This window comes from Streptomyces sp. NPDC044003, assembly GCF_056435185.1.
In genome coordinates this window covers 158,941-183,439 of record NZ_JBWKFA010000013.1, presented here as the reverse complement: position 1 = coordinate 183,439, position 24,499 = coordinate 158,941, and the positions used below count along the sequence as shown (strand labels likewise).

At 71.4% G+C, this 24,499-nt stretch carries 23 protein-coding genes; 11 read left to right on the top strand and 12 right to left on the bottom strand.

The window, feature by feature from the left end; translation table 11 throughout:
- Window positions 1-152: LacI family DNA-binding transcriptional regulator (locus AC07AW_RS36040; RefSeq protein WP_392159611.1), on the bottom strand; the 152-nt coding region annotated here is incomplete at its 3' end.
- Window positions 153-543: 391 nt separating this feature from the next.
- On the opposite strand from AC07AW_RS36040, the gene hisC reads away from it, so the two are divergent.
- Window positions 544-1,635 (top strand): histidinol-phosphate transaminase, encoded by a 1,092-nt coding sequence (gene hisC / locus AC07AW_RS36035; RefSeq protein ID WP_478819671.1) that lies wholly within the window; start codon window positions 544-546, stop codon window positions 1,633-1,635.
- A gap of 90 nt (window positions 1,636-1,725) precedes the next feature.
- On the opposite strand, the gene AC07AW_RS36030 is transcribed toward hisC, so the two are convergent.
- Window positions 1,726-2,106, bottom strand: coding sequence for a cyclophilin-like fold protein (locus AC07AW_RS36030; RefSeq protein ID WP_478819670.1), 381 nt, complete (start codon window positions 2,104-2,106; stop codon window positions 1,726-1,728).
- A gap of 213 nt (window positions 2,107-2,319) precedes the next feature.
- Here AC07AW_RS36030 and AC07AW_RS36025 point away from each other — a divergent pair, with 213 nt between their 5' ends.
- The 4 genes from AC07AW_RS36025 to AC07AW_RS36010 are packed head-to-tail and all read left to right on the top strand — an operon-like array spanning window position 2,320 to window position 10,218.
- Window positions 2,320-3,828 carry a cytochrome ubiquinol oxidase subunit I gene (locus AC07AW_RS36025; protein ID WP_478819669.1) on the top strand — a complete coding sequence of 503 codons (1,509 nt, stop codon included), beginning with the start codon at window positions 2,320-2,322 and terminating at the stop codon, window positions 3,826-3,828.
- Between the two features lie 18 nt (window positions 3,829-3,846).
- Window positions 3,847-4,848 (top strand): cytochrome d ubiquinol oxidase subunit II, encoded by a 1,002-nt coding sequence (gene cydB, locus AC07AW_RS36020; RefSeq protein ID WP_478819668.1) that lies wholly within the window; start codon window positions 3,847-3,849, stop codon window positions 4,846-4,848.
- A 22-nt stretch (window positions 4,849-4,870) separates the two neighbouring features.
- The gene (cydD, locus tag AC07AW_RS36015) at window positions 4,871-8,464 is read left to right on the top strand and encodes a thiol reductant ABC exporter subunit CydD (protein ID WP_478819667.1); all 3,594 of its coding nucleotides are present in this window, start codon (window positions 4,871-4,873) and stop codon (window positions 8,462-8,464) included.
- Between the two features lie 20 nt (window positions 8,465-8,484).
- Entirely contained in the window at window positions 8,485-10,218 is a 1,734-nt protein-coding gene (locus AC07AW_RS36010) for a sensor histidine kinase (protein ID WP_478819666.1), read from the top strand.
- Window positions 10,219-10,235: 17 nt separating this feature from the next.
- Here the strand turns inward: AC07AW_RS36010 and AC07AW_RS36005 are convergent, their stop codons facing one another.
- The 4 genes from AC07AW_RS36005 to AC07AW_RS35990 all read right to left on the bottom strand — a co-directional run bounded on the left by AC07AW_RS36005 (window position 10,236) and on the right by AC07AW_RS35990 (window position 13,353).
- On the bottom strand, window positions 10,236-11,099 hold the full coding sequence (locus AC07AW_RS36005; protein ID WP_478819665.1) for a Cof-type HAD-IIB family hydrolase: 864 nt from the start codon (window positions 11,097-11,099) through the stop codon (window positions 10,236-10,238).
- A gap of 78 nt (window positions 11,100-11,177) precedes the next feature.
- Window positions 11,178-11,828 (bottom strand): NAD(P)-dependent oxidoreductase, encoded by a 651-nt coding sequence (locus AC07AW_RS36000; protein ID WP_478819664.1) that lies wholly within the window; start codon window positions 11,826-11,828, stop codon window positions 11,178-11,180.
- Window positions 11,825-12,643: an SGNH/GDSL hydrolase family protein gene (locus tag AC07AW_RS35995; RefSeq protein WP_478819663.1), complete on the bottom strand. Its 819-nt coding sequence runs from the start codon at window positions 12,641-12,643 to the stop codon at window positions 11,825-11,827. The genes AC07AW_RS36000 and AC07AW_RS35995 overlap by 4 nt, the downstream gene beginning before the upstream one ends.
- Before the next feature lie 59 nt (window positions 12,644-12,702).
- The gene (locus AC07AW_RS35990; RefSeq protein WP_478819662.1) at window positions 12,703-13,353 is read right to left on the bottom strand and encodes a hypothetical protein; all 651 of its coding nucleotides are present in this window, start codon (window positions 13,351-13,353) and stop codon (window positions 12,703-12,705) included.
- 141 nt (window positions 13,354-13,494) lie between these two features.
- Between AC07AW_RS35990 and AC07AW_RS35985 the strand changes: the two genes are divergently transcribed.
- The gene (locus AC07AW_RS35985; RefSeq protein WP_478819661.1) at window positions 13,495-14,016 is read left to right on the top strand and encodes a MarR family winged helix-turn-helix transcriptional regulator; all 522 of its coding nucleotides are present in this window, start codon (window positions 13,495-13,497) and stop codon (window positions 14,014-14,016) included.
- Window positions 14,017-14,204: 188 nt separating this feature from the next.
- A complete protein-coding gene (locus tag AC07AW_RS35980; protein WP_478819660.1) occupies window positions 14,205-14,816 on the top strand; it encodes a DUF6083 domain-containing protein in 612 nt (203 codons plus the stop codon).
- Window positions 14,817-14,847: 31 nt separating this feature from the next.
- Here the strand turns inward: AC07AW_RS35980 and AC07AW_RS35975 are convergent, their stop codons facing one another.
- The 6 genes from AC07AW_RS35975 to AC07AW_RS35950 form a co-directional block, all read right to left on the bottom strand.
- On the bottom strand, window positions 14,848-15,750 hold the full coding sequence (locus tag AC07AW_RS35975; protein ID WP_478819659.1) for an LLM class flavin-dependent oxidoreductase: 903 nt from the start codon (window positions 15,748-15,750) through the stop codon (window positions 14,848-14,850).
- A gap of 19 nt (window positions 15,751-15,769) precedes the next feature.
- Window positions 15,770-16,222 carry a hypothetical protein gene (locus tag AC07AW_RS35970; RefSeq protein ID WP_478819658.1) on the bottom strand — a complete coding sequence of 151 codons (453 nt, stop codon included), beginning with the start codon at window positions 16,220-16,222 and terminating at the stop codon, window positions 15,770-15,772.
- Window positions 16,223-16,357: 135 nt separating this feature from the next.
- Window positions 16,358-16,900, bottom strand: a complete 543-nt coding sequence (locus AC07AW_RS35965) for an RNA 2'-phosphotransferase (RefSeq protein WP_478819657.1) — start codon at window positions 16,898-16,900, stop codon at window positions 16,358-16,360.
- 124 nt (window positions 16,901-17,024) lie between these two features.
- A complete protein-coding gene (locus tag AC07AW_RS35960; protein ID WP_478819656.1) occupies window positions 17,025-17,993 on the bottom strand; it encodes a MerR family transcriptional regulator in 969 nt (322 codons plus the stop codon).
- 73 nt (window positions 17,994-18,066) lie between these two features.
- Window positions 18,067-19,860, bottom strand: a complete 1,794-nt coding sequence (locus AC07AW_RS35955; protein ID WP_478819655.1) for an SDR family oxidoreductase — start codon at window positions 19,858-19,860, stop codon at window positions 18,067-18,069.
- Entirely contained in the window at window positions 19,860-20,705 is an 846-nt protein-coding gene (locus AC07AW_RS35950; RefSeq protein WP_478819654.1) for a M24 family metallopeptidase, read from the bottom strand. Before AC07AW_RS35950 ends, AC07AW_RS35955 begins: the two co-directional genes overlap by 1 nt.
- 251 nt (window positions 20,706-20,956) lie before the next feature.
- On the opposite strand from AC07AW_RS35950, the gene AC07AW_RS35945 reads away from it, so the two are divergent.
- Genes AC07AW_RS35945 through AC07AW_RS35930 form a run of 4 tightly spaced genes read left to right on the top strand, consistent with a single transcriptional unit; the run spans window position 20,957 to window position 24,497 of the window.
- Window positions 20,957-21,913 carry an ABC transporter ATP-binding protein gene (locus AC07AW_RS35945; RefSeq protein WP_478819676.1) on the top strand — a complete coding sequence of 319 codons (957 nt, stop codon included), beginning with the start codon at window positions 20,957-20,959 and terminating at the stop codon, window positions 21,911-21,913.
- Window positions 21,910-22,800 (top strand): ABC transporter permease, encoded by an 891-nt coding sequence (locus AC07AW_RS35940; protein WP_478819653.1) that lies wholly within the window; start codon window positions 21,910-21,912, stop codon window positions 22,798-22,800. Before AC07AW_RS35945 ends, AC07AW_RS35940 begins: the two co-directional genes overlap by 4 nt.
- Before the next feature lie 49 nt (window positions 22,801-22,849).
- The gene (locus AC07AW_RS35935; protein WP_478819652.1) at window positions 22,850-23,761 is read left to right on the top strand and encodes an ABC transporter ATP-binding protein; all 912 of its coding nucleotides are present in this window, start codon (window positions 22,850-22,852) and stop codon (window positions 23,759-23,761) included.
- Between the two features lie 16 nt (window positions 23,762-23,777).
- Complete coding sequence (locus AC07AW_RS35930; RefSeq protein WP_478819651.1) at window positions 23,778-24,497, top strand: ABC transporter permease; 720 nt, start codon at window positions 23,778-23,780, stop codon at window positions 24,495-24,497.
- The last annotated feature ends 2 nt before the right edge of the window (window positions 24,498-24,499 follow it).

Below are 24,499 nucleotides of genomic sequence, written 5' to 3'. Positions count from 1 at the left end.
GCGTCCGGGAGTCGGCCCTTGCCGTTGAGCGCGTCGGAGACAGTCGTGATGGAGACCCCGGCGGCGGCGGCCACGTCCCGGATGCCTGCCCGGCCCTGCCGGCTTCCCCGGGTCTGTGCCCGGCTCACCTGGTGCTTCCCTGCTGCTGTCATGGCGAGCCGATAGTAGGGCGATGAGGGGCGGTCGGGACGGCCGCATATGCAGGCATTGACAGGCACGTTTCTGCATGATCGAAATGGCCCAAGGGGCAGTGAATCGAAGGTAGTTGGGGCTTCCGTCGTGCGATCTGGGGTCATCGGGCGGCGTAGGCCTGGCGAGGGGGCGAGGTTTCGAAGAGGTCTCAACTCACCTCTACGGGGGATGCGCGCCACGGCGCCCGCCACCGGCGCACGCCACCCGTTCGCGCGCTCCCCCTCTCCGGGGGCGCGGAAGGGGTCGTATCCACAGCGTGTCCCTCCTGTTGTCCACAGCCCATTCGCAGCGGAGGCGAATCCTCTTAAGGTGAGGAGTATTGGCGGTACGGACGGTCGAGGAGGCCACACTGTGAGCGAGACCAGCGGGACGAGCACCGGCAGCCCCAAGCTGCGCGCCGAGCTGGACGGTGTCCCCACCTACAAGCCGGGCAAGCCGGCCGCCGCGGGCGGTCCCGTGGCCTTCAAGCTGTCCTCCAACGAGAACCCCTACCCGCCGCTGCCGGGGGTCATGGAGAGCACCCTTGCCGCCGCCGCGAACTTCAACCGGTACCCGGACATGGCCTGCACCGGCCTGATGGAGGAGCTGGCGAACCGCTTCGGCGTTCCCGTCTCCCACCTGGCCACCGGCACCGGCTCGGTCGGCGTCGCGCAGTCGCTGCTGCAGGCCACCTCGGGCCCGGGCGACGAGGTGATCTACGCCTGGCGCTCCTTCGAGGCGTACCCGATCATCACGCAGATCAGCGGGGCCACCTCGGTGCAGGTGCCGCTGACCGAGGGCGAGGTGCACGACCTCGACGCGATGGCCGAGGCGATCACCGACCGGACCCGGCTGATCTTCGTCTGCAACCCCAACAACCCCACCGGCACCGCGGTGCGCCGGGCGGAGCTGGAGCGCTTCCTGGACCGGGTGCCCTCCGACGTCCTGGTCGTCATCGACGAGGCGTACCGGGAGTTCGTCCGCGACACCGAGATCCCGGACGGCATCGAGCTGTACCGCGACCGGCCGAACGTGGCCGTGCTGCGCACCTTCTCCAAGGCGTACGGCCTGGCGGGGCTGCGGGTCGGTTTCGCGGTCGCCCACGAGCCGGTGGCGGCGGCGCTGCGCAAGACGGCGGTGCCGTTCGGCGTGAGCCAGCTGGCGCAGGACGCGGCGGTGGCCTCGCTGCGGGCCGAGGACGAACTGCTCGGTCGGGTCGGCTCGTTGGTGGCCGAGCGCGAGCGGGTCCATGCGGGGCTTGTGGCCCAGGGCTGGACCGTGCCGGACACCCAGGCGAACTTCGTCTGGCTGCGGCTCGGCGAGCGGACCATGGACTTCGCGGCGGAGTGCGAGCGGCACGGCGTGATGGTGCGTCCGTTCGCGGGCGAGGGCGTGCGCGTCACGATCGGTGAGTGCGAGGCGAACGACCTGTTCCTGAAGACGGCGGAGGGCTTCCGCAAGTAAGGCTGATCATCGAGGTCTGATCATCGAGGTCTGATCATCGAGGTCTGATCGGCGAGAGTCGATCGGCGAGATTCGATCGGCAGGAGCCGATCAGTTCGAGACGAGCTCCACGCGGATCGGGTCGCCGTCCCTGACGGTGGCCAGGATCCGCGGGTCGCCGTCGAGCGCGCCCAGCAGGTTGCAGGGGCTCGCGAGCCGGCACTCGTCGCCCCGTGAGATCGGGGTGGGGCCGTAGGGGAGGGCGAGCGCGTCGCCCTCCGTCCAGAAGGCCACGGTGCCGGGCTCGACGACCTGGCGCGCGTCGCCCTCGACCGAGGCCGAGACCGGCGTGTCGAAGTAGACCTCCTCGCCCCAGGTCCGGGCGGTGGAGGAGATCGGGAGGGCTCCCGCGAGCGCCTTGCTCGTGGGGGTCTCCTCAAGGGTGGCCGTGGTGTGTCCGGCCGGCCAGCTGATGCGTATCCGAAGGGTCATGCCTCGGATTCAACAATATGTTGAAGGTCCTGGGAAGAGGTGACCTTCGGTAGGGGGACCCCGACTGAAGGTACGGATTTCGTATGAGCCATAATTGCTTGTGAATGTGAACGCGTTCACAAGCGTGTCCCTGTTCGTCCCGTAATAGGTGGTATTAACAGGGCAAACTGCCGATGCGACCACGGCGCTGACGGCGATGTAAGGAGAAACGACGTGGACCTAGCTCTGGCGCCAGAGACTCTGGCGCGCTGGCAGTTCGGCATCACGACCGTCTACCACTTCCTCTTCGTCCCCCTGACGATCTCCCTCGCCGCGCTCACCGCCGGGCTCCAGACCGCCTGGGTGCGGACGGAGAAGGAGAAGTACCTCAGGGCGACCAAGTTCTGGGGCAAGCTCTTCCTGATCAACATCGCCATGGGCGTGGTCACCGGAATCGTGCAGGAGTTCCAGTTCGGCATGAACTGGTCCGACTACTCCCGGTTCGTCGGCGACATCTTCGGTGCCCCGCTCGCCTTCGAGGCGCTCATCGCCTTCTTCTTCGAGTCGACCTTCATCGGTCTGTGGATCTTCGGCTGGGACAAGCTGCCGAAGAAGATCCACCTCGCCTGCATCTGGATGGTGTCGATCGGCACCATCCTCTCCGCGTACTTCATCCTGGCGGCCAACTCCTGGATGCAGCACCCCGTGGGCTACCGGATCAACGAGGAGCGCGGCCGGGCGGAGCTCACCGACTTCTGGCACGTGCTCACCCAGAACACCGCGCTCACCCAGTTCTTCCACACGATCACGGCGGCGTTCCTGGTCGGCGGCGCGTTCATGGTGGGTATCTCCGCGTTCCATCTGGCGCGCAAGAAGCACATCCCGATCATGCGGACCTCGCTGCGGCTCGGCCTGATCACCCTGATCATCGCCGGCCTCGGCACCGCCATCAGCGGCGACCTGCTCGGCAAGGTCATGTTCAAGCAGCAGCCGATGAAGATGGCCGCGGCCGAGGCGCTCTGGGACGGCGAGGCGCCCGCACCCTTCTCCGTCTTCGCCTACGGCGACGTCGAGGAGGGCCACAACACGGTCGCCATAGAGATCCCGGGCCTGCTGTCCTTCCTCGCGAACGACGACTTCAGCTCGTACGTCCCGGGCATCAACGACGTGAACAAGGCCGAGCAGGAGAAGTTCGGGCCCGGCGACTACCGGCCCAACATCCCCGTCGCCTACTGGGGCTTCCGCTGGATGATCGGCTTCGGCATGGCCTCGCTGGGCATCGGCATGCTCGGCCTCTGGCTGACCCGGAAGAAGTTCATGCTGGCACCGGGGATGCGGACCGGTGAGGACGAGGTGCCGAATCTGGTCCTGTTCAAGCGGAAGGCGCTCAGCCCCCGCCTGGGCAAGTGGTACTGGATCATCGCCCTCTGGACGATGGCGTTCCCCCTGATCGCCAACTCCTGGGGCTGGATCTTCACCGAGATGGGCCGCCAGCCCTGGGTCGTCTACGGCGTGCTGCGCACCCGTGACGCGGTCTCCCCCGGCGTCTCCCAGGGCGAGGTCCTCACCTCGATGATCGTCTTCACCGCCCTCTACGCGATTCTCGCCGTCGTCGAGGTCAAGCTCCTCGTCAAGTACGTCAAGGCCGGACCGCCGGAGCTCACCGAGGACGACCTCAACCCGCCCACCAAGATCGGCGGGGACTCTCGTGACCCCGACCGCCCGATGGCCTTCTCGTACTGAGGCTCAGGAGATCGAGGCATGGAACTCCACGACGTCTGGTTCGTCATCATCGCCGTCCTCTGGACCGGCTACTTCTTCCTCGAAGGCTTCGACTTCGGGGTCGGCATCCTGACCAAGCTGCTCGCCCGGGACCGGACCGAGAAGCGGGTCCTCATCAACACCATCGGACCCGTCTGGGACGGCAACGAGGTGTGGCTGCTCACCGCCGGCGGAGCGACCTTCGCCGCGTTCCCCGAGTGGTACGCGACGCTGTTCTCCGGCTTCTACCTGCCGCTGCTGATCATCCTGGTCTGCCTGATCGTCCGGGGCGTCGCCTTCGAGTACCGGGCGAAGCGGCCCGAGGAGAACTGGCAGCGCAACTGGGAGCAGGCCATCTTCTGGACCTCGCTGATCCCCGCGTTCCTCTGGGGCGTGGCCTTCGGCAACATCGTCCGGGGCGTGAAGATCGACGGCGACATGGAGTACGTCGGCAACTTCTGGGACCTGCTCAACCCGTACGCGCTCCTCGGCGGCCTGGTCACGCTCACCCTCTTCACCTTCCACGGCGCGGTCTTCGCCTCGCTCAAGACGGTCGGGGACATCCGGGGGCGGGCGCGCGCGCTCGCGCTCAAGCTGGGTCTGGTCACGGCCGTGCTCGCCCTGGGCTTCCTGATCTGGACCCAGGTCGACATGGGGGACAGCTGGAGCCTCGCGGCGATGCTGGTCGCCGTGGTGGCGCTCGTCGGCGCGATCGTCGCGATCAAGGCGGGGCGCGAGGGCTGGTCGTTCGCGCTCTCGGGCGTCACGATCGCCGCCGCGGTGGCGATGCTCTTCCTCGCCCTCTTCCCGGACGTCATGCCCTCTTCGCTCAACCCCGAGTGGAGCCTTACCGTGACGAACGCGTCGTCGAGCCCGTACACGCTCAAGATCATGACCTGGTGCGCGGCGATCGCGACCCCGCTGGTGCTGCTCTACCAGAGCTGGACCTACTGGGTGTTCCGCAAGCGCATCGGTACGCAGCACATCGCCGACGCTCACTAGGGCCGACGCTCACTAGAGGGGCATGTTTCACGTGAAACCGATCGATCCGCGCCTGCTCCGGTACGCCAGGGCCACCCGTCTCTTCCTGATCGCGGTGGTCGTGCTCGGCCTCGTCGGAGCGGCGCTGGTCATCGCCCAGGCGATGCTCATCGCCGAGATCGTGGTGGGGGCCTTCCAGAAGGCCCAGTCGGTTTCCGATCTGATCACGCCCCTGCTGCTGCTCGCCGGGGTGGCGGTGGCGCGGGGGCTTGTCTCCTGGCTGACCGAGCTCGCCGCCCACCGGGCGAGCGCGGCGGTCAAGTCCGAACTCCGCGGCCGGCTCCTCGGCCGTGCGGCCGCCCTCGGCCCGGGGTGGCTCAGCGGCCAGAAGGCCGGTTCGCTGATCGCCCTCGCCACGCGGGGTGTGGACGCCCTCGACGACTACTTCGCCCGCTATCTACCCCAGCTGGGTCTCGCGGTGGTCGTGCCGGTGGCGGTCCTGGCCCGGATCGTCACCGAGGACTGGGTCTCGGCGGCGATCATCGTCGTCACGCTGCCGCTCATCCCGGTCTTCATGATCCTCATCGGCTGGTACACCCAGGCCCGGATGGACCGGCAGTGGAAGCTGCTCTCGCGGCTCTCCGGCCACTTCCTGGACGTGGTGGCCGGCCTTCCCACGCTCAAGATCTTCGGCCGGGCGAAGGCCCAGGCCGAGTCGATCCGCGCGATCACCTCGGAGTACCGCCGGGCGACGATGCGCACCCTGCGGATCGCCTTCATCTCCTCGTTCGCCCTGGAGCTGCTCGCGACCCTTTCGGTCGCGCTCGTCGCCGTGACCATCGGCATGCGGCTCGTCCACGGTGAGCTCGACCTCTACACCGGCCTCGTCATCCTGATCCTGGCGCCGGAGGCGTACCTCCCGCTGCGACAGGTGGGGGCGCAGTACCACGCGGCGGCGGAGGGCCTCGCGGCGGCGGAGGAGATCTTCGACGTCCTGGAGCAGCCGGTACGGGACGGTGGCACGGCGAACGCGCCGGAGTCCGTACGGCTTGAGCTCGACGGCGTGACCGTACGTCATGCGGGACGCACCGAGCCCTCGCTCGACGCGGCGACGCTGACGGTCGAGCCCGGCGAGACGGTGGCCCTGGTCGGGCCGAGCGGGGTCGGGAAGTCGACGCTGCTCGACGTCGTGCTCGGGTTCGCGGTGCCGGAGGAGGGCGGTTCGGTACGGGTCGGGGGCGTCGACCTGGGGTCGCTGGACCTGGAGGAGTGGCGGGCCCGGATCGCCTGGGTGCCGCAGCGGCCCTACCTCTTCGCGGGGACGGTCGCCGAGAACGTACGGCTCGCCCGGCCGGACGCCTCCGACGAGGCGGTACGGGACGCCCTGCGGGACGCCGGAGCGGACGGGTTCGTCGCGGGGCTGCCGCAGGGGCTCGACACGGTGCTCGGCGAGGACGGTGCGGGGCTCTCCGCGGGACAGCGGCAACGGCTCGCGCTCGCCCGGGCGTTCCTGGCGGACCGGCCGCTGCTGCTGCTCGACGAGCCGACGGCGGCGTTGGACGGGGCCACCGAGGCGGGGGTGGTGGACGCGGTGCGGCGGCTTGCCGTTGGGCGCACCGTGTTGCTGGTCGTTCACCGGCCGGCGTTGCTCGCCGTGGCGGACCGGGTGGTGACGGTGGGCGCTTCCGGCGGCTCGGTGGAGGTCGGTGCGGTTGCCGCGGGTGCGGGTGCCGAGAGCGTGGGCGCCAGGGGTGCGGGTGCGGGAGACGGCGGCGTTGCCGGTGGGGTGTGCCCACCCTCCCCCGAGCTCTCGGCTTCGCTCGAGCAGGGGGGACCCCCATCGCCCCAGGCGGAACGCATGCCCACACTGGCGCGAGTACGCGGGATCGCCGGGGAGCTCAAGGGGCGGATGGCGCTTGCGTTGCTGCTCGGGAGTCTCGCGCTCGGGTCCGCCGTGGGGCTCATGGCCGTGTCCGGGTGGCTCATCTCCCGGGCCTCCGAACAGCCGCCCGTGCTCTATCTGATGGTCGCCGTCACCGCCACGCGCGCCTTCGGCATCGGCCGGGCCGTCTTCCGGTACGCCGAGCGGCTCGTCTCCCACGATGCCGTCCTGCGGATGCTCGCCGACCTGCGGGTCTCCGTCTACCGGCGACTGGAGCGGATCGCCCCGGCCGGACTGCGCCGCACCCGGCGCGGTGACCTCCTCGCGCGGCTCGTCCAGGACGTCGACGCCCTCCAGGACTACTGGCTGCGCTGGCTGCTCCCCGTGGGCGCCGCGCTCGTCGTGGGTGCCGGTTCCGTCGGGTTCACCGCCTGGCTGCTGCCCGAGGCCGGGGCCGTCCTCGCCGTCGGCCTGCTGGCCGCGGGCGTCGTCGTGCCGGCGGCCGGCGGGGCTCTCGCCCGCCGGGCCGAACGGCGGCTCGCCCCCGCGCGCGGAGCCCTGGCCACCGCCGTGGCCGATCTGCTGCGCGGCTGCGCCGAACTGACCGTCGCCGGTGCGCTCCGGGGCCGGATCGAGCGGGCCCGGGACGCCGACCGCACCCTCACCTCCATCGCCTCCCGGCAGGCCGCCGCCACCGCGCTCGGCGCCGGGCTGTCGGCCCTGGTCTGCGGCCTGACAGTCGCGGCCGCCGCGCTCGTCGGCGTCCAGGCCGTACGGGACGGGCGGCTCGACGGAGTGGCCCTCGCGGTGGTCGTCCTGACGCCGCTCGCCGCCTTCGAGGCCGTCACCGGGCTTCCGCTCGCCGTCCAGTACCGGCAGCGCGTCAAGCGCAGTGCCGAGCGGGTCTTCGAGGTGCTGGACGCCCCCGTCCCCGTACACGAGCCGGAGACGCCCGCCGCTCCCCCGGCGAGCCCGTTCCCGCTGGAGCTGGCCGGGCTTTCCGCTCGGCACGCCGGGCAGGAACGGTCCGCGCTCGACGGCTTCGCACTGACCCTGGAGGCCGGGCGGCGGGTCGCGGTCGTCGGCGCCTCCGGCTCCGGCAAGACCACGCTCGCCCAGGTGCTGCTCCGGTTCCTGGACGTGGAGCACGGCACGTACCGGATCGGCGGTGTGCCGGCCCGTGAGCTCGACGGCGACGCGGTTCGTCGGTTCGTCGGCCTCTGCGCCCAGGACGCCCATCTCTTCGACAGCTCCGTCCGCGAGAACCTGCGGCTCGCCAAGGTCGGGGCGGACGACGAGGAGCTGCGCGAGGCGCTGCGCCGGGCCCGGCTGCTCGACTGGGTCGACGGGCTGCCCGCCGGGCTCGACACCCTCGTGGGCGAGCACGGTTCTCAGCTCTCCGGCGGCCAGCGGCAGCGCCTCGCGCTCGCCCGGGCCCTCCTCGCCGACTTCCCGGTCCTCGTCCTCGACGAACCCGCCGAGCACCTGGACCTGGTCACCGCCGACGCGCTCACCGACGACCTGCTCCGGGCCACCGAGGGCCGCACCACCGTCCTCATCACCCACCGGCTGCACGGTCTCGACGCCGTCGACGAGGTGGTGGTCCTCGACGAGGGGCGCACCGTGCAGCGCGGCCCGTACGCCGAGCTCGCGGCGGTGGACGGCCCGCTGCGGCGGATGCTGGACCAGGAGCGGGAGACCGATCTGCTCGCCACGGCAGGGAGCGAAGGGCAGCCGACTTTTCTCGCCAAATAGGACTTACTAGGCTCAATCCCATGACCGCCGCCGCGTCCGACGTCCCGAACCCCCCGGACGACTCCTCGGACCCCCTGGAAGCCGCCACCCAGGCCACCCGCAGCCTCCAGGGGCTGTCCACGGAGCTCACCGCCCGCGTGCCGCAGCTCCTGGAGGCCATGCGTTCCGTCGGCACCGGGCTCGAACTCCACTCCACCCTCGACCGGATCTGCGAGACCGCCGCCGAACTCGCCGACGCCCGCTACGCCGCGATCGGCGTCGTCGACGACGAGGGCGAGGGTCTCTCCGACTTCGTCACCTTCGGCGTCGGCGAGGACGCGGCCCGCCGGATCGGCCGGCGCCCCGACGGCCACGCGGGGCTGCTCGGCGCGCTGATCCGCGACCCGCAGACCATCCGCCTCGCCGATCTGTCCACCGATCCGCGCGCGGCGGGCTTCCCGCCGGGTCACCCGCCGATGCGGACCTTCCTCGGCGTCCCCATCCGGGTCCAGGGCGAGATCTTCGGCAACCTCTACCTCGCGGAGAAGCACGGCGGAGGCGCGTTCAGCGACTACGACGTGCACATGGTCCGGGTCCTCGCCACCGAGGCCGGCATCGCGATCGGCAACGCCCGTCTGTACGAGGCGGCCCGGCAGCGCGAACGGTGGATCGACGGCTCGGTCGCCGTCACCACCGCGCTGCTCTCCGGCGGCGACGCGGACGACGCCCTCACGGTCGTCGCCGAACAGGCCCGCCGGCTCGCCGACGCGGACGCCGGGATCGTGCTCCTGCCCGCCGAGGAGGGCGGCCTGGAGATCGTCGCCGTCTCCTCGCCCCGGCCCACGAAGTCGCTGGGCGTGGTGATCCCGCCCGAGAGCGCCGTCGTGAAGGAGCTCCTGGAGGGCGAGGCGGTCTTCGTGGCCGATGCCTCGACCGACCCGCGCATGATCAGCCGGCTGACGGCCCCGTACGGACCGAGCATGATGCTGCCGCTGCAGAGCGGCGGACGGGTGCTCGGCGCGCTCGCGACGCCCCGGGTGCGGGGCGCCCGGCAGTTCACGGAGGCGGAGCGGACGCTCGCCACCCAGTTCGCCTCGCAGGCCGCCCTCGCCCTGATGATGGCCGACGCCCAGCGCGACCGGGAGCGTCTCGCCGTCTACGAGGACCGCGACCGGATCGCCCGCGACCTGCACGACCTGGTGATCCAGCGGCTCTTCGCCACCGGAATGATGCTGGAGAGCGCTCAGCGGAAGTCGATCGTGCCCGCCGTGCGCGAGGGTGTGGGCAAGGCCGTGGACGAGCTGGACGTGACCATCCAGGAGATCCGTACGGCGATCTTCGCGCTCCAGCAGGGCCCCGCCGAGGCCCCGTCGGGGCTGCGCACCCGTGTCCTGCGGGAGATCAACATGGCGGCCGTGCCGCTCGGCTTCAAGCCCGCGCACCGCTTCCTCGGCGCGATCGACTCGACGGTCGGCGAACTCACCGGCAAGAACCTCATCGCCGCCCTGCGCGAGACGCTCTCCAACGCGTTCCGGCACGCGGCGGCGAGCCGGATCGAGGTGGTCGTCGACGCCGGCGTGATCCTGCCCGACGGCTCCGCCGGGGTGCGTCTCTCGGTCGCCGACGACGGCATCGGCATCCCGGTGGGCGGGCGGCGCAGCGGCCTGCGCAATCTGGCCCGCCGGGCCGAGTCGCTGGGCGGCGCGAGCTGGTGCGGCCCGGGCCTGGGCGAGGACGGCGGCGGGACGACGGTGGTGTGGGAGGCCCCGCTCTGAAGGGCCTTCAGCGCGCTCTAGAAAACGGCCTTCAGTGCCTCGGCGACGAGTTCTTCGATGACGACGGCCACCCCGTCCTCGTTGTTGCCGACCGTCCGGCCCGAGGCGGCGGTGATGACGTCGGGGTGGGCGTTGCCCATCGCGTACGAACGGCCGGCCCAGCTCAGCATCTCGATGTCGTTCGGCATGTCGCCGAAGGCGACGACCTCCTCGGCCGCGATGCCGCGCTCGGCGCAGCACAGGGCGAGGGTGGAGGCCTTGGAGACGCCGAGGGCGCTGATCTCGATGAGGGCGGTCGGGCTGGACCGCGTGAAGGCGGCCCGGTCGCCCGCGGCCTCCCGCGCGATCGCGAGGAACGCGTCGGGGTCGAGCTCGGGGTGCTGGGCGAGCAGCTTGAGCACCGGGGCGGCCGCGCCGGGCTTCTCCTCGAAGAGCAGCTTCTCGGCGGTGGCGACGGTGGCGCCGGGGTCGAGGAAGAAGGGCGGGTACTGCGGCTCGTAGTGGATGCCGGTGGTGAGCTCGACGGCGAAGGACGTCCCCGGGGCGGCGGCGCGCAGCGCGCGGACGACGTCGAGCGCGACCGGCCGCTCCAGCGGGCGGACCTCCAGGAAGGTGCCTCCGGAGTGGAGGTCGACGACGGCGGCGCCGTTGGCGCAGATGGCCAGGCCGTGCCCGTGGACGTGGTCGCTGACGACGTCCATCCAGCGGGCCGGGCGGCCGGTGACGAAGAAGACCTCGATCCCGGCCTGCTCGGCCGCCGCGAGGGCGGCGACCGTGCGCTCGGAGACGGACTTGTCGTCACGCAGCAGGGTGCCGTCGAGGTCGGTGGCGATCAGCCGGGCCACCGGGGCGGAAGGGCGCGGGGAACGGGGAGAGGTCACCGCACCATTCTTCCGTACCGGACGCACGGGCGTGCGAGGTCCCGCACATATGAGTGCGTTGTGTGTTCGCTCGTGTACTCAGTACGCGACCTCCACGACGGCCCGGTGGGCGCGGCGGTCGTCGAGGTGGGTGAGCAGGTAGTGCGCGAGATCGGCGCGGGAGAGGGACTTCGGCCGTGCCAGAGGGGCGTTCTCGACGGTCCGGTAGGTGCCGGTCAGCGGGCCGTCGGTCAGCATCGGGGGCCTGACCACCGTCCATGCGGTGCCGTCCGCGGCCGGGGACCGTACGAAGGCCTCCATCCGGGCCATGTCGGCGTAGCCGTGCCGGTAGAGCCGCTGGATCACGTACCGGGTGACGAGCCGCTGCGGCAGCGGCACCTCCGGGGTGACCTCCAGGCCGGCGGACGAGAGGCAGAGCAGTCGGCCGACGCCGGAGGCGCGCATGGCCTCGACGATGTTCCGCGTGCCCTGCGAGTAGACGGTCGTGGGGTGCCTGCGGTCGGTGCTGCCGAGACAGGAGAGGACGGCGTCGTGGCCGGTGACGGCCTGCCGCCAGGGTTCGGGGGCGAGGACGTCGCCGGGCAGGACGGTCAGCCGCGCCCCCGCGTCCGTGACCGGGATCCGGGCGGGGTCGCGGGCGACGGCGGTGACCCGGTGGCCGGCGGCGAGGGCCTGGGCCAGGAGCTGCGCGCCCGTACCGCCGGTGACGCCGAAGAGCATCAGTCTCATGAGGCGCGTTCCTCGGTCAGTGCGTCGACGAGGGCCACGGCGACGGCGCGCTGGCCGTCGAGCGTGAGGTGGATCCCGTCGTCCAGGTGCAGTCCGGCGGTGGCGCGGCGGGTGTCGACCGTGCGTTCCGGCTGCCCCAGGAGGAAGTCGGCGACGCCGTCGACGTCCTCGCTCGTCCAGCCGATCCCGGCGCGGCGGAAGTGCGGATAGGCGTCGGCCCGTTCCTGGTCCACGGAGCTCGGGGTGAGCCAGATCCAATGGTCGGGGTCGGAGAGTCCGCCGCGTCCGGCGAGTTCCCGCAGGGCGAGGAGGTTGCGTGCGGTCTCGGCCGCGCTGACCAGCCGGGTGCCGGCCGCCTGCGGCCCTCGGCCCAGCCGCTGGGCGTCGTTCGCGCCGAGCATGCACAGGATCCAGTCGGGGCGCAGGAAGGCCAGTGGGGGGAGCTGGGCGAGGGCCTGCGTGGTGGTGGAGCCGGAGACGGCGAGGTTGACGAGTTCGACGCCGTCCGGGAGGAGGTGACGCAGGATCGAGAACCAGGAGAGCCGGTCGGCGGTGGTGCTCTCACCGAGGGCCACGATCCGCTGCCCCGCCCGGAAGGGCAGCCGGCCGGCCCGCTCGGCGAAGCCGGGGTCCTTGAGCAGTTCGGCCGCGGTGTCCCGGGTCCGGTCGTCGAAGTCCCGCAGCAGCTTCCGGTACGCCTCGGGGTCGAGGCCGAAGAGGCCGGCGAGGCGCGTGTCGGGCAGCTCCCCCAGATAGCGGAGGGTCTTCTCGGGCTGCTGGAAGCGCACGAGCTTGTCCGTCAGGTTCTCGGTCATGTCAGAGCTCCTTGTCCGTCAGGTCTTCGGTCATGTCAGCGCTCCTTCCGGCGCTCCTGTCAGTGCTCCTTGTCCGTGCGGGTGCGGGTGCGGCGGCGGGGCAGCAGGAATCCGGCGGCGATCAGCCAGCCCAGGCAGGTGAAGCGGGCCAGCGGCAGCAGCAGGGCGGCGCCGTCGAAGAGCAGGGTGAGGGTGGCGAGCTCGGCGATCACCGCCAGGACGAGGCCGGTCACGGCGAGCGCGCGGGGCAGCAGTCCGGCGAGGAGCCCGGGGACGGCGATCCCGGCCACGAGCAGGCCCAGCGTCACCACGTGGCCGGGGCCACCGGTGGCGAAGGCCAGGTACTGGAGGGCCCGGACGAGCGCCGGCAGGTCGAGGACCTCGGTACGGGACAGGGTCCAGCTCACCAGGCCGCAGCAGGCCAGGAATCCGGCGGCGAGGAGGCCGCCGGCCAGGGCGATGGTCGCGCCGGGGGCGCGGACGCCGAGGCGGTGCAGCCGGGCCGAGACCGTGGCGGCGTAGACGGCGAGGGGGATCGAGGCCGCGAACTGGAGGGCGCCGAGGATCTGGACGGCGCCGGAGTGGGCGCGGAAGTACGCCACGATCTCGCCGGTCTCGCCGAAGGGCGAGGGGAAGGTGTTGCCGTCGGCGAGCACGGTACTGAGCACCAGCCCGGCCAGGAACAGCCCGGTGAACACCACGGCGAGCACGCCCGGCGGCGGTCCTCCCTGGGCTTCTTTCCGAGGGGCTTCCGCGGGCCGGGTGCGGGTCTCTGCAGACACAAGTCCTGTCCGTTCCGTGAGGAGAATAGTTCACAGTGGAGAATCATTCTTGTGGCGTACGATAGCCCCGTGAGCAGTGACCGGCAACCAGTGGAAGATCCCGGAGCGGCGGCGAGCCCGCCCCCGCGGGGCGGGGCGTTCCTGCTCGCCCAGCTCGGGGCGCACGCGGCGGGACGCTTCGGAGAGCGCGTCGGCGAGCTCGGCCTCGCCCCGCCGGACGTCGGCCTGCTGCGGATGATCGCCATGGAGCCGGGGCGGAGTCAGCGCTCCCTCGCCGCCGACCTCGGCGTCGTCCCGAGCCGGGTCGTCGCCCTCATCGACAACCTGGAGAAGAAGGGCTTCGTCGAACGCCGCCGCAGCGCCGAGGACCGTCGTCACCACGAGCTGTACGTCTCCGAGGACGGGCGCCGGGCGCTCGGACGCGTCCGGGAGGTCGCCGCGCTGCACGAGGACGACCTGTTCGCGGCGCTCGACGAGGAGGACCGGGCCCGGCTGACGGCGCTCCTCGGGCGGATCGCCGAGCAGCAGGGCCTCACCCCGGGCGTCCACCCGGGCTACCGGAACCTGCCGAAGCGCTCGGGACGGGGCTGAAGGGCAGGACCGGCGCGACCGGCGTGTCAGGACATGGCCGTAAACATCCGTTCGTTTTCGGCGTGACGGGGAAGATCCCTGGGAGCTGACGGCGTCTCCAGGGAGGGCGGGGCATGGTCGCGGGCCGGCGAAGCGAGGAGTGCGACTCCTGTGGTGCGCCGTACGGGACGTGGGTCGGGAGCCTCCGCATGGCCCTGTGCGGGGGGTGTGAGCGGGCCGGAGCGGCGCATCCCGTACGGGAGCCGGTGCTGGTGGGGGACGTTCTGGCCGGCCTGGCCGAGGTGGTGGCACCGCCGACGGTGCGCGCCGAAGGTGCGGTACGGGACGCGGTCCGGGCCCTCAGCGCCGTACCCGACGCGGCCTGCGCTGTGAGTGCCGTACCGGACGCGGCCTGCGCTGTGAGCGCGGCACCGGACGCGGCCTGCGCTGTGAGTGCCGTACCGGACGAGGCCTGCGTCGTGAGTGCTGTACCGGACGCGGACCGCGTCGTGAGTGCCGTACCTCAACAGCGGGCGCCGTCCCCCGCCGCCTGTGACCGGTGCGGGGCCCGGGCCGAGTGGCATCGCACCGTGCGCGGGCGCTGGGTCATGATCGAGCCCGGGGAGCTGACGGCCCGGCTCGTCCCGGCGGGCCGACGCTGGCGCGTCGCGGGCGACGGGACCGCGGTCAACCTGGGCTCGGCCGTGCCGTCCGACACCTGCCGCGTCAGTCACTTCGACGTCTGCCCGGCCCGCCCCGCACCGGCCGACTCCCCGGTCATGCTCGCCCTGTGGCGGAGCCACGCCCGCCGTACGGCCTGACCCACCCCTGCGCGGGTCAGGCCGGTGAGGCTCAGCCCAGCTGGGCGAGCGCCTCGGTGGCGATGTTCTCGAAGACCGTCTGGTCGCCGGCGAAGACGGAGTCCGCGATCGGCCAGTGGATCACGATCTCGGTGAAGCCGAGCTCGCGGTGGCGCCCGGCGAAGTCGACGAACGCGTCCACGGATTCCAGCGGCCGGTTCCGGTCCGGGGTGAAGCCGGTCAGCAGGATCTTGTCCAGCTCGGCGACGTCCCGACCGGACTCGGCGCACGCCTTGGCGAGCTTCTCGATCTGTCCGCGCAGGGCCGCCACCGACTGCTCCGGGGTCCCCTCCTCGTACAGCTTCGGGTCGCCGGTCGTCACCCACGCCTGCCCGTACCGCGCGGCCAGCCTCAGCCCGCGCGGCCCGGTCGCCGCCACCGCGAACGGCAGCCGCGGGCGCTGGACGCAGCCGGGGATGTTCCGCACCTCTTCGGCCGAGTAGAACGTGCCCTGCTCCGACACCACGTCCTCGGTGAGCAGCCCGTCGAGCAGCGCCACGAACTCGCCGAACCGGTCCGCCCGCTCCTTCGGCGTCCACGCCTCCTGCCCGAGCGCGGTGGCGTCGAAGCCGTTGCCGCCCGCGCCGATGCCCAGGGTGACCCGCCCGCCGGAGACGTCGTCCAGCGAGATGAGCTCCTTGGCGAGCGTCACCGGGTGCCGGAAGTTCGGGGAGGTCACGAGGGTGCCGAGCCGGAGCCGCTCGGTGGCCGTGGCCGCCGCGGTGAGGGTGGGAAGCGCGCCGAACCACGGGCGGTCGCGGAAGGTCCGCCAGGACAGGTGGTCGTAGGTGTACGCCGTGTGGAATCCCAGCTCCTCGGCGTGCCGCCACTTCTGGCGGCCTCCCTCGTGCCAGCGGTCGACGGGCAGGATCACGGTGCTCAGGCGCAGGCTCATGACCCCGAGCCTACGGCGGTCAGCGAACGCGGGCGCTCATCCAGGGGGTGAGGGTGGCCCCCGTGACCAGTTCCTTGTACGTCTCGTCGCCGGGGAGCGGGATGATCAGCCACCATCCGGGCGGGAAGAACCGGCCCTTCACATGGGCGAGGCCGCCGTGGACGGAGCGGAGGAAGGCGGGGACGGCGTCGCGCGGCACGTCCGCGAACTCGATGCCGTCGACGGTGATCAGGGCGTCGTCCTCGGGGAAGACCTGGACGGTGACGGCGGGGGAGCCGCCCAGTTCCACATAGGCCTCGTGGGGCAGGGAGCCGTCCGGGTCCAGGACGGTGAACGCGCCGGCGGAGGTGCGCCGGGACGTCCGGTCGGCGCCGATGTCGTCGGTCACCGTCATCTCCAGGTGGAACTCCTGGGCGATCTCGCGGATCGCGATGACGGCGGCTTCGGTGCTGGGCAGATGCGGGTGAGCCATGAAATCGATCATGCCTCAGGTCCAGACCTGCGTCAGGTCTCGGATCCGCCTCGGGCGCGGATCTGTCTCGGGCTCGGATCCGCCTCGGGCTTGGATCTGCCTCGGGCTTGGATCCGCCTCAGGCTCGGATCCGCCTCAGGAAGGGAAGCGGAGGAACTCCGGCGGGACCGCGTCCGTCAGCCAGACCCCGTTGGCGCTGACGTGGAAGACGTGTCCGGCCCGCCGCATGGCTCCCGCGTCGACGCTCAGCACCACGGGCCGCCCCCGGCGCGCGCCGACGCGGGTCGCCGTCTCCCGGTCGGGGGAGAGGTGGACGTGGTGGCGGGCCATGGGCCGCAGCCCCTCCGCCCGGATCGCGGGGAGCCGGGCCGCGACCGTACCGTGGTAGAGGTACGCGGGCGGTTCGGCGGCCGGCAGGTCCAGGTCGACCGTGACGGTGTGGCCCTGGCTCGCGCGGATGCGGGTGCCCTCGATCGCGAAGCGCTTCTTGTCGTTGGTCGCGACGACGTGGTCGAGCTCCTCGCGGGTGATCGGGAAGCCGTGCTCGGCGGCGGCCCGGAGCAGGGCGTCGATCTCGGTCCAGCCGTGCGCGTCGAGGACGAGTCCGATGCGCTCGGGCTGATGGCGCAGATGCTTGGAGAGGTACTTCGACACCTTCACTGTGCGTGCTTGGTTCATTCCGTCAGGATGTCGGAGCGTGAATCTCCTCACCATCGAATTTCGAGCGCGCAGGTTTGATCCACAAGCAAAGCTGTTTATCCACAGGCCAGTTGGCGATTCTGTGGACAACGGGGCTGCGTTTTCAGGGTGATTGAGTAAGTTCAGTCGCTATGTGGTGGCTTGAGGCAAGCGCGTCCAATGTCCTTTTGCCGACCTCTCGTTCCGTGGCCGCCGCGACGAACGCCTCGACGCCGTCCGCGCCAACCAGGTTCTGTACGGCCCGTATCGTCCCGGCGGGCAGCGCCACCGCACGCGGCTGATCGTCCTTCATGGCGGGCGGATCGGCCGACAGGTGGATCTGGAGGTGACGCGTCGCCAGCAGGCGCATGGCGCGGGCCAGTTCGGCGTCCACCGTCTGCTGGGCGAGCGGTCGGAGCCGCCGCACCATCGTCGCCGCCTCCGTCGCGTCCGCGTCCGTCGGCGGCCGGTGCTCCAGATAGCGCGCGAAGACGTGCTCGGTCGTGAACTCCAGGAAGCGGGAGGCGATGTGCTCGACCTGATCGCGAAGTTCCCTCAGATGACCGGTGATTGCCGACAGCGGAACGCCCGCCGCGTACAACTCGGCCGCCACCGCCAGCTCCTGCGGGCTCGGTACGAGGTACTCCTCGGTGTCCCTGTCCGGCAGCCGCTCCAGCACGCCGAGCTCGACGGCCTCCCGGATGGCCTCCTCGTCCGGCGTGCCGCCGAAGCGGGCGTCCAGCTCCGCCCGGGAGATCCGGTCCGCCTCCTCGTCCGTCCAGGGGCCGTTGACCTCCGCGACCAGGCCAAGGACACCGCCGAGCCCCCGGCCGGTGTCCCAGGCCTCCAGGAGCTCCTTGATCGAGGCCAGGGTGTAGCCGCGGTCGAGGAGGTCGGCGATCTGGTGGAGCCGCGCGAGGTGCGCGTCCCCGTACACGTTCGACCTGCCCCGCCGCTCCGGGCGGGGCAGCAGACCGCGGTCCTGGTAGGCGCGGATCGTCCGGACCGTGGCCCCGCTGTGATGGGCGAGATCCTCGATCCGGTACTCCGGCTGTGCTGACTGCTCGGACAAACCCGCTCCCACCGACCGCATCCTCCACCCCGCCACCGCGGGGCCCCTCCTGGGAGGGATCGTACGACCGCACGCCCCTCCCGTACCCCACCCGCTATGCCGGCGGCTGCCAGCGGGCCAGGGCCCGCAGGGCTCCCGGGCTGAGCCGGGACAGGAAGTGGGCGCCCCGGGCCTCGGGGGTCACCGGGACGACGGCCCGGTCGTGCAGGACCGCCCCCAGGATCGCGTCCGCGACCTTCTCCGGCGGGTAGTTCCGCAGGCCGTACAGCCGGGAGGCCTTCTGCTGCCGCCGCTTCTCCTCCGCCGCGTCCGTGACCCCGGCGAACCGTGCGGTCGCCGTGATGTTGGTGTTGACGATGCCGGGGCATATCGCCGACACCCCGATGCCCTGGTCGGCCAGTTCGGCGCGCAGACACTCGCTGAGCATCAGCACCGCCGCCTTCGACGTGCTGTACGCGGGCAGCGCGCGGGAGGGCTGGAAGGCCGCCGCCGAGGCGGTGTTGACGATGTGGCCGCCCTGGCCGCGCGCGGTCATCTGCGCACCGAAGAAACGGCAGCCGTGGATGACACCCCACAGATTGACGTCCAGGACCCGCTTCCACTCCTCGGCCGAGGTCTCGAAGAAGGAGCCCGTGAGCCCGATGCCCGCGTTGTTGACCAGGACGTCGACGACGCCGTACTCGCTCGCCACCTTCGTGGCCAGCTTCTCCATCGCCTGCTCGTCGGCGACGTCCACCGTCTCGCCCCAGGCCTCCGGGGCGCCGATCAGACGCGCCATCTCGGCCGTGCGGGCCGCGCCCTCGGCGTCCCGGTCCACGGCCACCACCCGGGCGCCCGCCTCCGCGAACGCGAAGGCGGTGGCCCGCCCGATGCCGCTGGCCGCCCCGGTGACCAGGACGAGCTGCCCGCCGAACCGCTCCGCGTACTGCGGCTTCACACCGCTCTTCGCCGTCGTCGCCGCGACGGGCTTCGGTGCCTTGGTCGCCGCGTCCTCGTTGCCCCGGACGAACTCGCCGATCCACGCGGACAGCTGGTCCGGCCGGGTGCGCGGCACCCAGTGCTTGGCGGGCAGGGTGCGCCGGGTCAGGTCCGGCACCCAGCTGGCCAGGTCGTCGTAGAGCCGCTCGGAGAGGAAGGCGTCACCGGTCGGCGTGATCAGCTGCACGGGCGCGTGGGCGTAGGCGTCGGGCCGCGGCCTGCCGAGCCGGGCCCGGACGTTGTCCCGGTAGAGCCAGGCGCCGTGCGCCGCGTCGTTCGGCAGCGAGGGCGTCGGGTAGTCGCCGGCCGGGACCTTCTCCATCCGCTCCAGGACCTTCGGCCAGCGCCGGCCGAGCGGCCCGCGCCAGGCGAGCTCCGGCAGCACGGGCGTGTGCAGCATGTACACGTACCAGGACTTGGCGCCCTGGCCGAGGAGCTGGCCGACCCGGCGCGGGGTGGGCCGGGTCATCCGCTGCTTGATCCAGTGCCCGAAGTGGTCGAGGGAGGGCCCCGACATCGAGGTGAAGGAGGCGATCCGACCCTCGGTGCGGGCCACGGTCACGAACTCCCAGGACTGGACCGAGCCCCAGTCGTGCCCGACGACGTGCACCGGCCGGTCCGGGCTGACGGCGTCGGCGACCGCGAGGAAGTCGTCCGTCAGCTTCTCCAGGGTGAAGCCGCCGCGCAGCGGGGCCGGCGCCGTCGACCGGCCGTGGCCCCGGACGTCGTACAGCACGACGTGGAAGTCCTCGGCCAGTCTGGTCGCGACCTCCGACCACACCTCCTTGGAGTCCGGGTAGCCGTGCACCAGGAGGACGGTCGGCCGGTCCGCGTCGCCGAGCTCGGCGACGCACAGTTCGATCCCGCCCGTCCGGACCCAGCGCTCCCGCGCTCCGTTGAGCCCCGCCATCAGACCGCCCCTTCGTTCCAGCGCCGCACGTGCGGCAGATCGTCGTCCAGCCAGAAAGCGCTCTGCTCGGGGTCCCGGGAGTCGGTGACGACCAGGATCTCCTCGAACTTCGCGCCCGTCCCCCGGAATCCGAGGTGCGGTTCGACCGCCCACAGCCCGGGCCTGGGCGGGTGGTCGGAGAACTTGTACGGCGACCAGAGCGGTGACCAGCCGTCCCGGTGCCCGTGCAGGGCGTCGCTCGCGAGGCCCTTGAGCGACTGGGTGCCGAAGCCGAAGAGGGTCGGCGTCCAGCGGCGCTCCTTCACCCGGTCGATCTTGTGGGCGATGACGCCGAAGGGATAGGCCCGGTGCCGGTTCGCGTACCCCTGGCGGACCATGAGCCGGTCCACGTCCTCGTATATCTCGCGCAGCGTGCGGCGCTCGCGGACCTCGCGCAGGATCAGCTCGCGGTGGGCCTGCAGGTCGGCGAGCAGCTTGTCGTGCAGGGGGTTGAGGCCCAGGCAGCCGCTGTAGCCGATGTCGGAGGTGTATCCCTTGTAGACCGGTGCCATGTCGAGGATGAACGGCATCCCCGCCTCCAGGCGCCGGTTCGTGGGGAAGAACTGCAGCGGGATCTTGAAGTCCACAAAGGCCGTGCGGTCCCCGAACCAGGCGAAGGGCCGGTGGAACCAGTCCCGCACCCCCCGCTCGCACAGCCAGTCCCGCTGCATCCGGGCGGCCTCGCGCTCGGTCACGCCCGGCTTGAGCTGGGCCGCGACGGCTTCCGCGCACTCGTAGGAGAGCCGCTGTACTTCCCTGAACCCCCGCAGCTCCGCGGAGAGTTCGCCTGTCACTGCTGAGGCCATGCCACCCGCCGTCCCGTGTGAGCGCCCGGCTGCGCTACGCGTCCGTAACTTGACACCGATGAATGTGACAATGCCCGGCGGCTGCGTCAAGGGGTCGGACGGCGACCCTGTGGAAAAGACCGACCGACGGCCTGGGGAAAAAGACTTTCGTCGCGACGCCCGTACGGGCTTGTACTCCTGTAGTCGGAGAAGGATCGAGCCGTTGGGCTGACGACTGCTGTGGCGCACACCACTACCGTCGAAGCGTGACTGTGATCGCCACCGAAAGCCTCAGCAAGCGGTTCCCCCGGGTGACCGCTCTCGACCGGCTCTCCCTGGACATCGGGCCCGGTGTGACCGGACTGGTGGGTGCCAACGGAGCCGGCAAGTCCACGATGATCAAAATTCTGCTCGGGCTCTCCCCCGCCACGGAGGGCAGCGCCCAGGTCCTGGGCCTCGACGTCCGGACCCACGGCCCCGAGATCCGTGAGCGCGTCGGATACATGCCCGAGCACGACTGCCTCCCGCCCGACGTCTCGGCCACCGAGTTCGTCGTCCACATGGCGCGGATGTCCGGGCTGCCCGCGACCGCCGCCCGCGAGCGGACCGCCGACACCCTGCGCCACGTCGGCCTGTACGAGGAGCGCTACCGCCCGATCGGCGGCTACTCGACGGGCATGAAGCAGCGGGTGAAGCTGGCCCAGGCGCTGGTCCACGACCCGAAGCTGGTCCTCCTCGACGAGCCGACCAACGGCCTCGACCCGGTCGGCCGGGACGAGATGCTCGGACTGATCCGCCGGGTCTGGACCGACTTCGGCATCTCCGTCCTCGTCACCTCGCACCTCCTCGGCGAGCTGGAGCGCACCTGCGACCACGTCGTCGTCATCGACGGCGGCCGGCTGCTCCGCTCCAGCTCCACCAGTGACTTCACCCGGACCACCACGACGCTCGCGGTGGAGGTCACCGACTCCGACACGCACCCCGACGGCACGGGTTCGCTCCGCGACGCCCTGGCCGCCGCCGGTGTGACGATCCACCCGGGCGTGGAGGACGGCCTGCCGGGCGCCGGCCACATCCTGCTCCTGGAGGCGGCCGGCGAGGAGACGTACGACCTCGTGCGGGACACCGTCGCCGACCTCGGCCTCGGTCTCGTCCGCATGGAGCAGCGCCGTCACCACATCGCCGAGGTCTTCAAGGCGACGGACCAGGAGGAGGTGCCGGCTCGATGAGCAACCAGGCCCCCGACACCACCCAGATCCACAACATCGGCTACCGGTCCTACGACGGCCCGCGTCTGGGCCGGGCGTACGCGCGCAGGTCGCTGTTCTCGCAGTCGCTGCGCGGCGCGTACGGGCTTGGCAGAAGCGCCAAGTCCAAGGTGCTGCCGATGCTGCTCTTCGCGGTGATGTGCGTCCCGGCGCTGATCATCGTCGCCATCTCGGTGTACACCAAGGCCGACAAGCTGTTCGTCGAGTACACCCAGTACGCGGTCCTCCTCCAGCTCGTCATCGCCGTCTACCTGGCCTCCCAGGCCCCCCAGTCGGTCTCCCGCGACCTGAGGTTCCGGACGGTCCCGCTGTACTTCTCCCGCCCCATCGAGCGGGTCGACTACGTGCTCGCCAAGTTCGGGGCGATGGCCTCGGCCCTCTTCATCCTCACCGCGTCCCCGCTGCTGATCCTGTGGATCGGCTCGTTGCTGGCCAAGATGGACTTCGCCGAGCAGGCCAAGATGTTCGGCCAGGGCCTCGTCTCCGTCGCGATCCTGTCGGTGCTCTTCGCCGGCATCGGCCTGGTCATGGCCGCGCTCACCCCGCGCCGCGGCTTCGGCGTCGCGGCCGTGATCGCCGTCCTCACCATCACCTACGGCGCGGTCTCCACCCTCCAGGGCATCTCCTACGCCACGGAGAACACCGACGCCATCGCCTGGCTCGGCCTCTTCTCCCCCCTCACCCTCATCATCGGCCTGCAGAACGCCTTCCTCGGCGCCCCCGCCTCCTTCCCCGGCGAGGCGGAGGTCGGCGCCGGCCTGGGCGTGATCTACCTGCTGGTCGTCCTCGGCCTCGTCGCCGCCTGCTACGGCATCCTGATGCGCCGCTACCGAAAGGTCGGACTGTGAGCGCCCTCCCGTCGCCCGCCACCACCCCTCGAAGGAAGGGGCAGCGCCCATGAGCACCCTCAACATCGACCACGTCTCGCGCTGGTTCGGGAACGTCGTGGCGGTCAACGACGTCACGATGTCGATCGGCCCCGGCGTCACCGGTCTCCTCGGCCCCAACGGCGCCGGGAAGTCCACCCTCATCAACATGATGGGCGGCTTCCTCGACCCCTCCACGGGCAGCGTGACCCTCGACGGCGAGCCGGTCTGGCGCAACGAGTCGGTCTACCGGTCCATCGGCGTCGTCCCCGAGCGGGAGGCGATGTACGACTTCCTCACCGGCCGCGAGTTCGTCGTGGCCAACGCGGAGCTCCACGGCCTCGGCGCGGCGGAGGCCCAGCGGGCCCTGGCGACCGTCGAGATGGAGTACGCGCAGGACCGGAAGATCTCCACGTACAGCAAGGGCATGCGGCAGCGCGTGAAGATGGCCTCGGCCCTCGTCCACGAGCCGTCCGTGCTCCTGCTCGACGAGCCGTTCAACGGCATGGACCCGCGCCAGCGCATGCAGCTCATGGAGCTGCTGCGGCGGATGGGCGCCGACGGCCGGACGGTCCTGTTCTCCTCGCACATCCTGGAGGAGGTCGAGCAGCTCGCCGCCCACATCGAGGTGATCGTCGCCGGACGGCACGCGGCCTCCGGCGACTTCCGCCGGATCCGCCGCCTGATGACCGACCGGCCGCACCGCTATCTGATCCGCTCCAGCGACGACCGCGCGCTCGCCGCCGCGCTGATCTCCGACCCGTCCACGTCCGGCATCGAGGTCGACGCGGTGGACGGCGGGCTGCGGATCCAGGCCGTCGACTTCGGACGGTTCACCGAGCTGCTGCCGAAGGTCGCGCGGGAGCGGGGCATCCGGCTGCTGACGGTCTCGCCCTCCGACGAGTCCCTCGAATCCGTCTTCTCGTATCTCGTCGCGGCCTGAAAGGAGTACGACCCCGATGTACGACCCCACCGTCGCCCGGCTCACCTACCGGGCGCTCCTCGGCCGCCGGCGGGCGGCGATCCTCTTCCTCCTGCCCGCCCTGCTCGTGCTTATCGCCGCGGCCGTCCGCGTGCTCAACGGCGCGGACGACCAGGTCGCGGCCGACCTCCTCGGCGGCTTCGCGCTCGCCACGATGGTCCCGCTGATCGGCGTCATCGCCGGCACGGGCGCGATCGGCCCGGAGATCGACGACGGCTCCATCGTCTACCTGCTCTCCAAGCCCGTGAAGCGGTCGACGATCATCACCACCAAGCTGATCGTGGCCATCGCCGTCACCATGGTCTTCTCGGCCGTCCCGACGCTGATCGCCGGCTTCATCCTCAACGGCAACGGCCAGCAGGTCGCCGTCGCGTACACGGTGGCGGCACTCGTCGCCTCCATCGCCTACAGCGCCCTGTTCCTGCTGCTCGGCACGGTCAGCCGGCACGCCGTGGTGATCGGCCTGGTCTACGCCCTGGTGTGGGAGGCCCTCTTCGGCTCCCTGATCGCGGGCGCCAGGACCCTGAGCGTCCAGCAGTGGGCGCTGGCCCTCGCGCAGAAGGTCACCGGCGACGGCCTGGTCACCTCCGAGGTCGGGCTCACGACCGCGGTGACACTCCTGGTGTCGGTCACGGTCGTGGCGACCTGGTTCGCCGGCCAGAAGCTGCGCAGACTGACCTTCGCCGGCGAGGAGTAGGA

Bases quoted from the DNA above. Each gene is read 5' to 3' on its own strand.
- AC07AW_RS35935 (WP_478819652.1), top strand. From the start codon at position 22,850: ATGAGCACCCTCAACATCGACCACGTCTCGCGCTGGTTCGGGAACGTC.
- AC07AW_RS35965 (WP_478819657.1), bottom strand. From the start codon at position 16,900: ATGAACCAAGCACGCACAGTGAAGGTGTCGAAGTACCTCTCCAAGCAT.
- AC07AW_RS35960 (WP_478819656.1), bottom strand. From the start codon at position 17,993: ATGCGGTCGGTGGGAGCGGGTTTGTCCGAGCAGTCAGCACAGCCGGAG.
- AC07AW_RS35930 (WP_478819651.1), top strand. From the start codon at position 23,778: ATGTACGACCCCACCGTCGCCCGGCTCACCTACCGGGCGCTCCTCGGC.
- AC07AW_RS35940 (WP_478819653.1), top strand. From the start codon at position 21,910: ATGAGCAACCAGGCCCCCGACACCACCCAGATCCACAACATCGGCTAC.
- AC07AW_RS35995 (WP_478819663.1), bottom strand. From the start codon at position 12,643: ATGACCGAGAACCTGACGGACAAGCTCGTGCGCTTCCAGCAGCCCGAG.
- cydD (WP_478819667.1), top strand. From the start codon at position 4,871: ATGTTTCACGTGAAACCGATCGATCCGCGCCTGCTCCGGTACGCCAGG.
- AC07AW_RS35950 (WP_478819654.1), bottom strand. From the start codon at position 20,705: ATGGCCTCAGCAGTGACAGGCGAACTCTCCGCGGAGCTGCGGGGGTTC.
- AC07AW_RS36010 (WP_478819666.1), top strand. From the start codon at position 8,485: ATGACCGCCGCCGCGTCCGACGTCCCGAACCCCCCGGACGACTCCTCG.
- AC07AW_RS35970 (WP_478819658.1), bottom strand. From the start codon at position 16,222: ATGGCTCACCCGCATCTGCCCAGCACCGAAGCCGCCGTCATCGCGATC.
- cydB (WP_478819668.1), top strand. From the start codon at position 3,847: ATGGAACTCCACGACGTCTGGTTCGTCATCATCGCCGTCCTCTGGACC.
- AC07AW_RS35955 (WP_478819655.1), bottom strand. From the start codon at position 19,860: ATGGCGGGGCTCAACGGAGCGCGGGAGCGCTGGGTCCGGACGGGCGGG.
- AC07AW_RS35975 (WP_478819659.1), bottom strand. From the start codon at position 15,750: ATGAGCCTGCGCCTGAGCACCGTGATCCTGCCCGTCGACCGCTGGCAC.
- AC07AW_RS35980 (WP_478819660.1), top strand. From the start codon at position 14,205: ATGGCCCTGTGCGGGGGGTGTGAGCGGGCCGGAGCGGCGCATCCCGTA.
- AC07AW_RS36000 (WP_478819664.1), bottom strand. From the start codon at position 11,828: ATGAGACTGATGCTCTTCGGCGTCACCGGCGGTACGGGCGCGCAGCTC.
- AC07AW_RS36030 (WP_478819670.1), bottom strand. From the start codon at position 2,106: ATGACCCTTCGGATACGCATCAGCTGGCCGGCCGGACACACCACGGCC.